At 73.9% G+C, this 13,218-nt stretch carries 13 protein-coding genes; 8 read left to right on the top strand and 5 right to left on the bottom strand.

Annotated elements, in window-relative coordinates; genetic code table 11:
- Positions 1-9: 9 nt before the first annotated feature.
- Both BIV25_RS33455 and BIV25_RS33460 read right to left on the bottom strand, forming a co-directional pair.
- A complete protein-coding gene (locus BIV25_RS33455; protein WP_071376248.1) occupies positions 10-1,518 on the bottom strand; it encodes a carotenoid oxygenase family protein in 1,509 nt (502 codons plus the stop codon).
- Positions 1,519-1,595: 77 nt separating this feature from the next.
- Positions 1,596-2,522: a LysR family transcriptional regulator gene (locus BIV25_RS33460; RefSeq protein ID WP_071376249.1), complete on the bottom strand. Its 927-nt coding sequence runs from the start codon at positions 2,520-2,522 to the stop codon at positions 1,596-1,598.
- 111 nt (positions 2,523-2,633) lie between these two features.
- Between BIV25_RS33460 and mgrA the strand changes: the two genes are divergently transcribed.
- Positions 2,634-3,626, top strand: coding sequence for an L-glyceraldehyde 3-phosphate reductase (mgrA, locus tag BIV25_RS33465; protein ID WP_071376250.1), 993 nt, complete (start codon positions 2,634-2,636; stop codon positions 3,624-3,626).
- Between the two features lie 28 nt (positions 3,627-3,654).
- On the opposite strand, the gene BIV25_RS33470 is transcribed toward mgrA, so the two are convergent.
- Both BIV25_RS33470 and BIV25_RS33475 read right to left on the bottom strand, forming a co-directional pair.
- Complete coding sequence (locus tag BIV25_RS33470; protein ID WP_071376251.1) at positions 3,655-4,116, bottom strand: DUF5990 family protein; 462 nt, start codon at positions 4,114-4,116, stop codon at positions 3,655-3,657.
- 104 nt (positions 4,117-4,220) lie between these two features.
- Positions 4,221-4,601: a nuclear transport factor 2 family protein gene (locus BIV25_RS33475; protein WP_071376252.1), complete on the bottom strand. Its 381-nt coding sequence runs from the start codon at positions 4,599-4,601 to the stop codon at positions 4,221-4,223.
- Between the two features lie 317 nt (positions 4,602-4,918).
- On the opposite strand from BIV25_RS33475, the gene BIV25_RS33480 reads away from it, so the two are divergent.
- The 4 genes from BIV25_RS33480 to BIV25_RS33495 all read left to right on the top strand — a co-directional run bounded on the left by BIV25_RS33480 (position 4,919) and on the right by BIV25_RS33495 (position 9,386).
- Positions 4,919-5,329, top strand: coding sequence for a hypothetical protein (locus tag BIV25_RS33480; RefSeq protein ID WP_071376253.1), 411 nt, complete (start codon positions 4,919-4,921; stop codon positions 5,327-5,329).
- Between the two features lie 80 nt (positions 5,330-5,409).
- A complete protein-coding gene (locus BIV25_RS33485) occupies positions 5,410-7,749 on the top strand; it encodes an FHA domain-containing protein (RefSeq protein WP_071376254.1) in 2,340 nt (779 codons plus the stop codon).
- A 78-nt stretch (positions 7,750-7,827) separates the two neighbouring features.
- On the top strand, positions 7,828-8,379 hold the full coding sequence (locus BIV25_RS33490; protein WP_071376255.1) for a hypothetical protein: 552 nt from the start codon (positions 7,828-7,830) through the stop codon (positions 8,377-8,379).
- Positions 8,379-9,386, top strand: coding sequence for a serine/threonine-protein kinase (locus BIV25_RS33495; protein WP_071376256.1), 1,008 nt, complete (start codon positions 8,379-8,381; stop codon positions 9,384-9,386). The genes BIV25_RS33490 and BIV25_RS33495 overlap by 1 nt, the downstream gene beginning before the upstream one ends.
- A 40-nt stretch (positions 9,387-9,426) precedes the next feature.
- Here BIV25_RS33495 and BIV25_RS33500 read toward each other — a convergent pair whose 3' ends face one another.
- A complete protein-coding gene (locus BIV25_RS33500) occupies positions 9,427-10,704 on the bottom strand; it encodes a streptophobe family protein (protein WP_071376274.1) in 1,278 nt (425 codons plus the stop codon).
- A gap of 138 nt (positions 10,705-10,842) precedes the next feature.
- On the opposite strand from BIV25_RS33500, the gene BIV25_RS33505 reads away from it, so the two are divergent.
- The 3 genes from BIV25_RS33505 to BIV25_RS33515 all read left to right on the top strand — a co-directional run bounded on the left by BIV25_RS33505 (position 10,843) and on the right by BIV25_RS33515 (position 13,163).
- On the top strand, positions 10,843-12,126 hold the full coding sequence (locus tag BIV25_RS33505) for a DUF6777 domain-containing protein (protein WP_071376275.1): 1,284 nt from the start codon (positions 10,843-10,845) through the stop codon (positions 12,124-12,126).
- A gap of 115 nt (positions 12,127-12,241) precedes the next feature.
- Positions 12,242-12,694: an ATP-binding protein gene (locus BIV25_RS33510; protein ID WP_071376257.1), complete on the top strand. Its 453-nt coding sequence runs from the start codon at positions 12,242-12,244 to the stop codon at positions 12,692-12,694.
- A gap of 67 nt (positions 12,695-12,761) precedes the next feature.
- Positions 12,762-13,163, top strand: coding sequence for a helix-turn-helix domain-containing protein (locus BIV25_RS33515; RefSeq protein ID WP_071376258.1), 402 nt, complete (start codon positions 12,762-12,764; stop codon positions 13,161-13,163).
- Positions 13,164-13,218: the final 55 nt, after the last annotated feature.

Consider the following 13,218-nt stretch of genomic DNA (forward strand, 5'->3'; position numbering starts at 1 on the left):
CCGGCGCCCTCACGCGTCCGGAATCCAGCTTCCGTGGAAGCCCAGCGGCACCCGCCCCGGCAGCTGGATCCGCGCCACCGGCTCGCCGGTGAAGTCCTGTGCCGCGAGGATCACCAGGTCGGCCAGGCCCCGGTCCGGGTCGTGGACGTAGGCGAGGGCGTACCCGTCGTCCTCGGCCGCCCGTGGGTCGTCCGGATCGCGCGGGACGAACACGGCCTCGCCCGCCGCCGCGCCCCTCGGCAGCCGGTGCACCTCGGTCGTGCCGCGCAGCAGGTCGTGCTTGACCAGGGCGTCGGAGAAGGCGTCGTCGGGCGGGGTGCCACCGTCCGGCGTCAGATACGCGGCGGTCATCCCCGCGGCCGCCGCCGTGTAGCCGTAGCGGTGCCGCCGGGCCACGAGCGCCTCGTTGACCCGCGGGAACTCCTGTGGCCGGTCGTCCAGCACCCGCTGCCGCACCCGCCCGCGGCGCAGGTCCACGGTCCAGCGCTCCAGCCTGGCCGTGCGCGCGTCGTACGGCCCGTCCGAGCCGCGCCCGGCGACGTGGAAGGGCGCCGGATAGGCCATCATGTCGATCACCACGGACTCACCCTCGTCATAGGCGTTGAGGGTGTGCGAGTAGAAGACCGGATCGATGCCGAACCAGCGCACCGGGCCGCCCGTACGCGGCATGACGCCCACCTGGGTCGGGTGCTTCCGGTTCCAGACGTACGGCACCGGGGCGCCGCGTCCGGCCGTCGCCGCGTCGAAGGTGACCGGCAGGTCGAAGACGACGACGTACCGCTCGGTCAGTGCGAAGTCGTGCATCATCGGCGCGCCCGCCACCGGGATCCGGTGTGTCCGGGCGACCCGGCCGGTGCCGTCCACGACCAGGTGCCGGACGTGGTCCCAGTCGGGGTGGTAGGCGATCGCGTGCAACTCGTCCGCGACCGCGTCGTACTTGGTGTGCGCCGCGAAGGCGCCCCGCAGCGTGCCCCCGAAGTCGTACGTGCCCACCGTGCCCAGCTCGCCGTCGAGTTCGTAGGGCAGCGGGCCGCTCTCCTGCAGCGCGAGGATCCGCCCGCGGTACGGGACGACGTGCGTGTTGCAGGCGAAGTCCTCCGGGGGCACCGGGCCGGGGTACGACTCGCCGAGCTTCCGCGCGACCTGCGAGGAACGCACCCAGCGGTTCCGGTACCACTCGGCCCTGCCGCCGCGCAGCCGTACCCCGTGCACCATGCCGTCGCCGAGCATCCAGTGGTGGGCCCGGGGATCCTCCAGGCCGAGCACGTTGGGGCCGTTGCGCAGGAAGCGGCCGTTCAGCTCGCGTGGGACGCGGCCGGTGACCGGCAGGTCGAAGGCCGTCAGCTCCTCGGTGACGGGCGCGAACACCCCTTCCAGGAAGGGGTAGTGACGTTTCGTCAACTCTCTTGCAGGGCTTGCCGATACGGCGCTCGCCTCCGTTCCCGTGCCCACGAGCGCGCCCGCCGCCGCGAGCCCCGCGGTGCCGCGCAGCACGGTCCGCCGTGTGTGTTCCGCCATGACATGTCTCCCTGGACCGCCGTCAGTCGTCATCGGTATGCCGACGGTCTTGAGTCTGCTGCGGCGGGCGGCCCGGATCAGGAGGCCTGGGGCCCCTCCTGGGGTGGTGCAAACCCCCCTGTCCCGCCTCCGGTTTCGAGGAGGGTGACCAGCGCGCGGGCGGCGGGGCTGGTGGCGCGGTCCGGCGGCAGCAGGGCGACCGTCTCGTACGCCGCCTCGTCCGTGCCCTTCAGCGGGAGCGCCGTGAGCGCGGGCCGCTTGTGCCGGAAGTGCCGGGGTACGACCGCGATCCCCAGGTTCTCGTCCACCAGGTCCAGCAGGCTGTGCACGTCGTTGACCTCCAGCGCGACCGTGCGCCGTACGCCCGCGGCGGCGAACGCGGCGTCGGTCGCACGGCGCGGGCCCCAGTCCGGATGGAAGTCGACGAAGACCTCCCCGGCCAGGTCCTCCGGCGTGAGTGCCGCGCCCGCCGACGCCAGCCGGTGGCCGGGATGGCACAGCACGGTCATCGGCTCGCTCGTCAGCGCCACCGAACGCAGCTGATCGGAGTCCGCCTGCGTGCGGTAGGCGAAGGCCAGGTCCAGCCGCCCGGCCGTGACCTCCTCGGCCAGGGCGCCCGAGCCCGCCTGCCGTAGCCGGATCTCCACGTCCGGATGCCGCCCCCGGAAGCCCGCCAGAAGCCGCGCCACGTGCACCCCGGCGATGCACTGCTCGGTGCCGAGCGCCAGCGTGCCGCGCAGCACGCCCTGCACCGCCGCCACCGCCTCGTGCGCCGAGCGCACCTGCGCCAGGATCCGCTCGGCCTCCGCGAGCAGCGCCCGTCCCGCCTCGGTGAGCGTCACCCGGCGCGTGGTCCGCACGAACAGCGGCGCCCGCAGCTCCCGCTCCAGCGCCCGGATCGAGGCCGACAGCCCCGACTGGGACACCATCAGGCGCTCGGCGGCCCGGGTGAAGTGCTGGTCCTCGGCGACCGCGACGAAGTGCTGGAGTTGGCGCAGTTCCATGATTGAGAAGCCTAGTCGCACAATTCCATCGGATTCTCCCGTTGGACCGCTGCGTGTGGTGCGCGCGAGAGTGGCCCTGGCAGACCCTGTGCCCACCCCTCTGGAGTCGCGTTGCACACCGCACACCCCGACCGCTACGACGACATGCCCTACCGGCGCACCGGACGCAGCGGGCTCAAGCTCCCCGCGCTGTCCCTCGGCCTGTGGCACAACTTCGGCCCGGACCGGCCCGTCGAGGCCCAGCGCGCCATCCTGCGCCGCGCCTTCGACCTCGGCATCACCCACTTCGACCTCGCCAACAACTACGGCCCGCCGCCCGGCGCCGCCGAGTCCGCGCTAGGCGAGGCCCTGACGGCCGACTTCGCGCCGTACCGCGACGAGCTGGTGATCTCCACCAAGGCCGGCTATCTCATGTGGCCCGGCCCGTACGGCGAATGGGGTTCGCGCAAGTACCTGCTCTCCTCGCTCGACCAGAGCCTGAAGCGGATGGGCCTGGAGTACGTCGACGTCTTCTACTCGCACCGCCCCGACCCGGAGACTCCGCTGGAGGAGACGATGGGCGCGCTGCACTCGGCGGTGCAGCAGGGCAAGGCACTCTACGTCGGCGTCTCCAACTACTCCGCCGAGCAGACCCGCGAGGCCGCCCGCATCCTGGCCGGCCTCGGCACCCCGCTCCTCATCCACCAGCCGCGCTACTCGATGCTCGACCGGCGCCCCGAGGACGAGGGCCTGCTCGACGCCCTGGACGAGCTCCGGGTCGGCTCCATCGCCTACTCCCCGCTGGAGCAGGGCCTGCTCACCGGCCGCTACCTCGACGGCATCCCCGAGGGCTCCCGCGCCGCGAGCGACAGCCCCTTCCTGAACTCCGACGCCGTGACCGAGGACCTCGTCGCGCGGCTGCGCGCCCTGGACGAGATCGCGAAGTCCCGCGGCCAGACCCTGGCCCAGCTCGCCCTGGCCTGGGTGCTGCGCGGCGGCCGGGTCACCTCCGCGCTGGTCGGCGCGAGCAGCGCGCAGCAGGTCGAGGACAGCGTCGGCGCGATCCGGAACCTGGACTTCGACACGGAGGAACTGGCCCGGATCGACGCGATCGTCCGTCCGTAGCCACGCCGTAGGGCAGCGGGACGGAAGCTCACGTGCCCGCCGGCTCGCCCGCGCTCCACACCACCGCCGGGGGCACCACCCGCCCGCACACCGGACGGCCCCTGGCATCGGTGAGGGCGAGCCGGCCCACGAGCGTGCCGCGCCGCCGCGCCTCGGCGAGCACCTCGGGCGGCACGTCCGCGAGCATCAGCTTGGCGCGCCGGAACATCCGGGACGCCTCCTCCTGCGGCTGCCTGCCGACCCAGGAGAGATAGACGAAGCGTCCGCCGAGCCGGTTCTGCACGTACGGGCCGCGCAGCTCGCCGTCGGCGGTGAACGTGCACGGAAGCGTCCATGTCGCCGTCGGGGCGTCGCCGGGCTGCGGATCGAGCAGCTCGGCCGGCCGGTCCTTGCGCTGGACCGCCACCTCGATCCCGCCGGCCCCCGGGAAGTCCGGCCCGCTCCCGCAGGCGCGGCCGGGCAGGGTGTGGCCTTCGATGCGCAGGTGCATGCCACTCAGTGTGGGGGAAGCGGGACGGAAGGACAGCCCCTCGCTCGGGCCGTGGGCCGGCCGAGGCCGCCGCGACGCCGGCGGTCCGGTCGTCGGCCGGGGCGTCAGGCGCCCTGCGGCACCCGGTCCAGGAAGCCCAGCACCTGCCGGATGCGGCCCTCCTCGTCCAGGGTGACCACGTCGAACCCGGCGACCGGTGCCGCACCGTCCTCGCTCACCAGCTCCCAGCCGAAGCGCGCGGTGTCGTGGTGGCCGTCCACCGTGCCGAGCGGGCGGAAGACGAACCCCGGGAACTGCTCGTGGGCGGCGGCGATCACGGCCGCGACGCCCTCGTGGCCGCGGACGTCGGCGAGCGGGTCGGTGTAACCGCCGTCCGCGGTCCACGCGGCGGCGACCGCCTTCTTCAGCGCCTCCGGCTCGGTGGCGTTCCAGGCCTCGAAGTAACGGGCGGCCGCGGTCTCGTAACGGTCGGTGTTCGCGGACATGGTGAATCAGCCTCCATCGAGGTCGTCAGTGCTGGTCGGGCCCGGATCCTGGGTTCCGCCGATCCGGTGTGACCACCTTGCCTGAGGCCTGCGGGGCGGGTCGATTACCTCTCCGGTAATGCCCGGGGGCCGCGCGCACCTCGGCGCATTCCGGCCAGAACGGGCACCGAATATGCCAACAGGCTGGCCGGAAAGGCATGGTGACAGTGTTTCGGGAGAGGCGATACTCGAACGTCAGGGGCACTTCACCGCACAGGAGCCGGACGGGAAGGCGGGGCTTCGGCCGGCACACCAGCGAGGCGACGGGGGAGTGAGACGTGCACGACGAATTCCTGTGCCATGTCACGGCGTACGGCATGTGCGACGGCCGGCGCATCGGCGTACCGCTCGGCACCTATCGCGCGCCGACACTGGCCCTCGCCCTGTGGTGGTTACGGGACCGGGCGTCCTGGATCGCCGAGCGGCTCGACCCGAGCCCCGAGGACGCCTCCTTCCCCGTGGGCGCGCTGGTGCCCGTCGCCGAGACGGTCGCCGACGTGCCCGCGCTGCTGCGTGCCTGGTGCGCCGACGACGTCCGGCAGGAGCAGGTGGCCGACGAGCTGGCGGGCGGCCGGCTGGTGCGGATCGCCGCCAGCGACGACACCACCGAGTACGAGCTGCTCGCCGAGTCCGTCGACGCGCTCCGGATGCAGCGCACCCTGCCCGCCCTCGTCGTGCCCGTCGCCTGACACGTGTCCATGGGGTCCTGGGCGAAGAAGCGGAGTGGGCGGGGAGGCCCATAGCGGGGCCAATCGGTAGAATTCTGACCATGGCGGAGCGGCCGGTCGCCCCGACGGCGTCCGAACTCGTCCTGGAGACCGACACGGGCTCCACGGTGATGAGCCCGGGACGCGACTACCACGTCGGACGCGACCCGTTGAGCGACATCGTCTTCGACGATGCCCGGGTCTCGTGGCACCACGCCGTGCTGCGCTGCGACCACGATCACTGGACCCTGGCCGACCAGCACAGCACCAACGGCACCTACGCCGACGGCCGCAGGATCGACCGCTGGGCCGTCCGCCCCGGCAGCGAGATCCGCTTCGGCAGCCCCGCCGACGGCCCCCGCGCGGTGCCCGCCGACACCCCGGAACCCGCCCCCGACCGCCCCTGCGCCGTATCGCAGCCCCGGCTCACCGGCACCTTCCGCCGCCCCACCAGCGTCCGCCCGCTGCCCCCGCGCACGGTCCGCATCGGCCGGGCCCCCGACAACGACCTGGTGGTGGACGACCTGACCGTCTCCCGCCGGCACGCCGAACTGCGCGCCCGCCCGGACGGCACGTACGAGATCGCCGACCTGGACAGCCACAACGGCACGTACCTCAACGGCCGGCCGGTCACCCGCGCCCGCGTCGGCCCCGGCGACATCATTGGCATCGGACACTCCGCGTTCTGCCTCGTCGGCACGGAACTCCAGGAGTACGTCGACACCGGCGAGGTCTCCCTCGACGTGCAGGAACTCACCGTCACCGTCGACGGCGGGCGCACGGTGCTCCTGGACCACGTGTCCTTCCCGGTGGGCGAGAAGTGCCTGCTCGCCGTGGTCGGACCGAGCGGCGCCGGCAAGTCCACCCTGCTGAACGCCCTGACCGGACAGCGGCCCGCCGACCGCGGCACCGTCCTCTACGACGGCCGCGACCTCTACCGCGACTACGCCGAACTGCGCGGGCGCATCGGCCTGGTCCCGCAGGACGACATCCTGCACCCCCAGCTCACCGTGCGCGCCGCCCTCACCTACGCCGCCGAACTGCGCTTCCCCGAGGACACCGCCCCCGCCGAGCGACAGGCCCGGGTGACCGAGGTCATCCGGGAGCTCGGCCTCGAACACCGCGCCGACCAGCCCGTGCACCGCCTCTCCGGCGGACAGCGCAAGCGGGTCAGCGTCGCCCTGGAACTGCTCACCAAACCCTCGCTGCTCTTCCTCGACGAGCCGACCTCCGGGCTCGACCCCGGCATGGACCGCTCGGTGATGACCATGCTGCGCGGCCTCGCCGACGACGGCCGCACGGTCGTCGTGGTCACCCACAGCGTGCTCAGCCTCGGCCTCTGCGACCGCCTGCTGGTCCTCGCCCCCGGCGGCAGAGTGGCGTACTACGGCCTGCCCGACGACGCCCTCGCCTTCCTCGGCCACGAGCAGTGGCCGGAGGCCTTCGAGGCCTTCGACCGCGAGCCGGACCGCGACTGGGCCGGGCAGTACCGCGCATCGCCGTTCCACCGGCACTACGTCACCGACGCCACGACCCAGCCCCACCACCCCGGACCGGCCCCCGTCCCCCCGGCACCGCCGCCCCGGCCACGCGGCTGGGGCGCCCAGCTCGGCACCCTGGTCCGCCGCTACACGGCCGTGCTGAGCGCCGACCGCACCTTCCTGGTCGTCATGACCGCCCTGCCGTTCGTCATGGGCGCCATGGCGCGCGCCCTGGCAGGCGGGCGCCTCACCCCGGACACGGCGATGAACACGCTGCTCATCCTGTGTGTCGGCGCCGTGCTGACCGGCGCCGCGAACGCGGTGCGCGAACTCGTCAAGGAACGCCCCGTCTACCGGCGCGAACGCGCCGTCGGCCTGCCCAGATCGGCGTACCTGCTGTCCAAGATCGTGGTGCTCGGCACGGTCACCGTCGCGCAGGCCGTCGTCCTTACCCTGGTCGCCCTGCTCGGCGTCGACCTCGACGCCCCCGGCGGCAAGGGCGTACTGCTGCCGCCGCTCGCCGAGATCACCCTGGCCGTCGCCCTGCTCGCGTTCACCGCCATGATGCTCGGCCTGCTCGTCTCCGCGCTGGTGCGCAAGGAGGAGGTGACGATGCCGCTGCTGGTGCTCCTCGCCATCGTCCAGGTCGTCTTCTGCGGGGCCCTGCTCACGCTCCACGGCGTGCCCGGTCTGGAGCAGCTGTCCTGGCTCGTGCCCTCGCGCTGGGCGCTCGGCGCCATGGCCGGGACGGTCGGGCTGTCCCGGCTCGTCCCCGGCGACCTGACCGCCGACCCGCTCTTCCGGCACACGCCGGGCACCTGGCTGCTCGACCTGGCCATGCTGCTGGTGCTGTCCACCCTGTGCGGCCTCGCCGTCGCCCGGCTGCTGCGCCGGCAGGAGCCGGCCGTGATGCGGAAGTAGCGGCACGCGCAGGCGGACGTACGGCACGACGACCCGCACCCGCAAGCAGCACGACCCCCACGCGGAAGGAGGCGCCCGATGAGCGGAGCGCCCGGTCCCGGATTCCGGCCCACGCACGTCGTCCCGCCGCGCGGCATGCCCGCCTGGGAGGCCCCCGACCCGGCCCGGCCCACCGTGCCCCTCGACCCCCTGCTGCCGGTCCAGCTCCTGGAGCGGCGCGGCGACTGGGCGCACATCGGCTGCGCCAACGGCTGGGCCGCCTGGGTCGACGGGCGCGGGCTCGTCGCCGTACCCGAGGACCCGCCCGTCGCCGACGGCCCGCCCGGCGCCGCCGACCCCCGGCCCCTGCTGGCCCGCGTCACCGAGGCCCTCGCCGCCTACCGCTGCGCCGTGGACGAGCTGGCAGCCGGCTCCCTCGCCGGCGAGGAGTTCACGGACCGCACCCGCGGCCTGCGGATCGGGATCGTCGTCGACGGCGAGGCCGTCTGGCTCTACGACCCCGAGGAGAGCCGCTGGATGTACGGCGACGGCCGGCGGCTGACCACCTACGCCACCGACCGCGCGGTCACCGGCGACAACGGGCCCGGACACGCCCCGACCCGGCTGGTGACGCCCGACGGTGAGCCCTGATGGACCGCGAGACCAGCCTGTTCTCCGGCCGGCCCGCGGAACTGATCGGCCGGACGGTGGCGAACTACCGGGTCGAGAGCGAGGTCGGGCGCGGCGGCATGGCCGTCGTCTTCCGCGCCCACGACCTGCGACTGGACCGCACGGTCGCCCTGAAACTGCTCGCGCCCGAACTCGCCCGCAACGACACCTTCCGCAAACGGTTCACCCACGAGTCCCAGGTGGCCGCCGCGATCGACCACCCGCACATCGTGCCCGTCTTCGACGCCGGCGAGACGGACGGGGTGCTCTACATCGCCATGCGGTACGTCTCCGGCAGCGACCTGCGCCATCTGCTGGACGCCCACGGCGCGCTGCCGGTGCCGGACGCCGTCCGCATCGCCGGACAGGCGGCCTCCGCCCTCGACGCCGCCCACGAACACGGCCTGGTCCACCGGGACGTCAAGCCCGGCAACATCCTGATCGCCGAGGGCACCGACCGCGACCACCCCGAGCACGTGTACCTCACCGACTTCGGGCTCACCAAGAAGTCGCTGTCCCTGACCGGTTTCACCAGCGTCGGCCAGTTCGTCGGCACCCTCGACTACGTCGCGCCCGAACAGATCTCCGGCCGCCCCGTCGACGGCCGCTGCGACGTCTACGGGCTGGCCTGCGTCGTCTACGAGACCCTCGCCGGCCGCCCGCCCTTCCGGCGCGAGGACGACATGGCGCTGCTGTGGGCCCACCAGTACGACGAACCGCCTCCACCGAGCGCGGCCCGCCCCGGCCTCGCCCCGGCGGTCGACGCCGTCCTCGCCCGGGCCCTCGCCAAGAGCCCGGACGAGCGGTACGACACCTGCCTCGACTTCGTCGCCGCGCTGCGGGCCGCGGCGGCCACCACGGTCACCGCCGCGCGGCCGCCGGCCGACGGCCCCCGGGCGCCCGCGACGGAGCCGCGCCCGGCCCCCGACCGCACGGTCACCGATGCTCCGCGGCCCCCGCACTGGGCCGAGCCGGTGTTCCCGGCGTGAGCGAAGGGGGACGTGCGTGACGGGGGGCGCTAGGAGCAACTCACGGCGCAGGCGGCTCACCGACCTCGCCCCGCCGGCGCACCGGCAGCGCCAGCAGCCCGCCCAGCAGCCCGGCGACCAGGCCCCACAGGGCGCCCAGGCCCACCGCTTGCCAGAGCCGCGGCTCAAGAAACAGCTCGCCGGACAGCCCGCCGCCGAGGTTGCCGATGCCGAGCAGGGACAGCCCGTAGTGCGCCGAGACACGGCCCGTCAGGCAGATCATCAGCACGGCCAGCGCCAGTGCGACGGCCAGGTGCAGGGCGTGCTGCCACAGCCGGATCCGGGCCGGTGAGCGCGCCGCCATCCGGAACGCGACAGCCAGCAGCAGGACCGCGTCCACGACCGCCAGCCACCACCAGCGGCCGTCGTGGGCGGTGAGCGTGCGCAGATTCAGTTCCGAGCCGCCCGGGGTGCGCAGCAGCACGTCCAGGACATGCGGCGCCGGCAGCCCGAACGGTCCGTCCACCCGGCCGTCCCAGGTGGCGCCCAGACCGACGGTGAGGGCCATCCAGACCAGGTTGGGCAGGCCGAGCAGGATCAGCGCCAGGGTCGCGGCGACGTGCCCGCGGGTGGCCGCGGTGATCAGCGCGATGACGAGGCCGAGGACGACGTAGCCGAGCAGCAGCACGACCATCGCGTGCGCCGCCGGGCGTACCGACTCCTGGAAGCGCAGCAGCCGCCCCGGCAGCGGAGCCCCCCGCGCGACCAGCACCGCCAGCAGCAGCACGCCGGCCAGCCACAGCAGCCCGAACAGCACCGTCAGCGGGACGTCCGTGGTGAACCCGACCTTCGGCGCGGCGTTGAACAGCCCGGCCAGATCGCTGAGGGTGCCGCTGCCCACGTCGACCGCGAAGGTCTGCCGGGCACCGAGGGCCAGCCCGATCAGCGCCAGCAGCCACAGCACCGCGAGCCGCGCCGCCCAGCCGGCCAGTTCCGCGGCCGAGGCCACCGCCCGGTGCCGCAGCGGGCGCAGAAAGCCCGCCCCGATCACCAGGGCACCGACGAGCGTCACCGACAGCGGGATCACGGTCAGCCCGGCGTGGCTCTCCGCCAGCACCCCCGCGTTGCCGGACAGTTCGACGCTGCCGCCGACGGCCGTCGCCAGGGTCGCGACCACCACCCTCGGGAACGCGCCGTCCGGCAGATCCGCCGCACCGGCCGCCCACAGCCCCAGTGCCGCCACGAGTGCCATGACGGCCAGTCCGGTCAGCATCGCGCCGAGGGCCTGCGCCCAGCCGTGGCGGGCGACGGGCCGCGCGGGGGTGGTCGGAGGGCTCACACCGTTCACGCTAAGCAGCGGCCGCGCGTCCCGCCCGTCGGCTTGCGACCGCCGTGACTCTGCGACACACAATGGGCTCAATGCGCAGCCGAAACGAACTGAAGGCACCAGACGGAACTGCGCCGGGAAGAGGTGCTCGTGAGCGTCGAACCTCCGTCCTCGGACCGCCCCTCCGGCCCGCCCCCCGGCCCCTTGTCGGGCTCCTCCCAGCCGCCCTCCGGCCCGCCCGCCGGGCCCTCGGGGGGCGTCGGCGGACCCAAGGAGCCGCACGGGCCGTGGTGGAAGTCGATACCGCGCATCGGCGCTCTCAGCGCCCTCAGCGCCGTCGTGGTCGCCGCCGTGGTGCTCGCCGTCGTGTTCACCCGTTCGGGTGGCGGCTCGTCCGCGAAGGGCGGCGAGGTCTTCCTCCAGCCGGCCGCCAGCGCCGGGCAGGATCCCTTCACGGCTTCGACGGCCGAGCGGAGTTCTGTCCCGCCCCCCGCCTCCGCATCCGCCGTGCCCTCCGCTCCGGCGGGCGCGGTCCGGGGGGTGCAGGGCGGGGCGCCCGGACTGTACGGCGGCACCCGGAACGTCGCCGCCTGCGACGTCGAGCAGCAGGTCAGGGCCCTCCAGACGGACGCGGCCAAGACCAGGGCGTTCGCCTCCGTGGCCGGCGTCCGGCCGGCCGGCGTACCCGCCTATCTGCGCTCGCTCACCCCGGTCCAGCTGCGCGTCGACACCCGCGTCACCAACCACGGCTACCGCGACGGCGCCGCCACCAGCTACCAGTCCGTGCTCCAGGCGGGCACCGCCGTGCTGGTGGACAGCCATGGTGTGCCCCGGGTGCGCTGTGCCTGCGGCAATCCGCTGACCTCGCCGGTCGCCGAGAAGAACACGCCCCGGCTGGTGGGCTCGCGCTGGCCGGCGTACCGGTCCTCGAACGTGGTCGTCGTGACGCCCGCGCCGACGGTCGTCGACGTCTTCGTGCTGTACGACCCCCACCACGACGACTGGATCCACCGCCCGCACGGCGACCAGGGCTGGCACCACGACCGGCACACCGCGCCGCCGAAGGACCCGCACCCCTGGAACCCGCCGCCGTCACCGTCGCCGTCGTGCCCGCCCGGCGCGCAGCACTGCCCGTCCCCATCCGGCAGGCCGAGCCCGTCGACCCCGTCCCCGTCCCCGTCCGTGTCCGTGTCGAGCGCGCCCCCGTCGCCGACGTCGTCCTCGCCGTCCGCCTCCCCCACGTCTTCCGCGTCCCCCGCTTCGCCTCCTACGTCGCCGGGTACGTCCTCGACGACCTCCCCGACGACCTCTCCGTCACCCTCTCCGTCGTCGTCTCCGCCCGCCTCCGGTGCGTCGCCGGAGTCGTCGCCGGCCGGGTCGCCCTCCTCGTCCCCCTCCGCCGGGCCGGGATCACTCTCCCCGAGCCCGTCCTGAGGGTGAGCATCGCCACGCGCTCGGCGAACGCTTCGGGGGACTGCCGCGCCCGGCTCGGGGTAGCAGGACCGGTGCAACGGACGAAAGGCCGGACCCGGCATTCGAGAGAGACAGCATGACCGAGTACGTGGGCGGGGACGTGATACCGACTGGTTTCGATGTACCCGTGGAACCGCTGCGGCGCGCCGAGCACTACACCGGTGAACCCGGCTCCATAGCGGAGGCGCGCGCCTTCGCGGCCCGGTTCCTGGAGCAGCTGAAGACCGAGTGGTGCGCCGCGCCCGACCGCGGCGCCGACGGTGAACTGCTCCTGCTCGTGAGCGAACTGGTCACCAACGCCGAGCGGCACAGCAACGGCCCCTACATCCTGGAGCTGGAGGGCACGGACAGCGCGATCACGGTGTGCGTCTACGACAGCAGCTCGGCGCTGCCCCACCGCTACCCCAGGGACCCGGCACGAGTCGGACGGCACGGCCTGGAGATCGTGGACGCCCTGGCCGTGGAGGTCACGGCCGAGCGCGTCCCCGTCGGCAAGCGGGTGCGTGCCCGGTTCGTGCTCAGGCGCTGAGCCGGTTTCCCTCAGGGCGCAACGCCGAGCCCTTGCCCCGCGGCCTGCGGCTCCTAGGCTGACGTGGGTGACGAACCAGGTGAGCGACGAAGCCCGAGTGATCCCGCTGCGGCCCGCACCCGTCCGCCCGCAGGCGCCCGGGACGGAACCGACGGAGGGGGAGGGCAAAGAGCCCCTCTGGCGTGATCTGGTCGGAGAGGTGCTGCGGCGCGAGCGGCGGGCGCAGGACCGCACGCTGAAGGACGTGGCCGACACGGCCCGGATCTCGCTGCCCTACCTCTCCGAGATCGAGCGGGGCCGCAAGGAGGCCTCCTCGGAGGTCCTCGCGGCCGCCGCGCACGCCCTCGGACTGGGCCTGGGTGACCTGCTGTCGTTGGCACACGGCGAGCTCACGCGGCGCACGCACCCGCAGCGCCGTCCGGCCGCCGTACCGCACCGCCCGTCCAACGTGCTCTGCCTGGCGGCCTGACCGGCACCGTCCCGGCCGATGAGTTTCGCCGTGCGGAACGGTCGGTACTGATGAC

It is taken from the genome of Streptomyces sp. MUSC 14, from assembly GCF_001866675.1.
Lineage (GTDB): Bacteria > Actinomycetota > Actinomycetes > Streptomycetales > Streptomycetaceae > Streptomyces.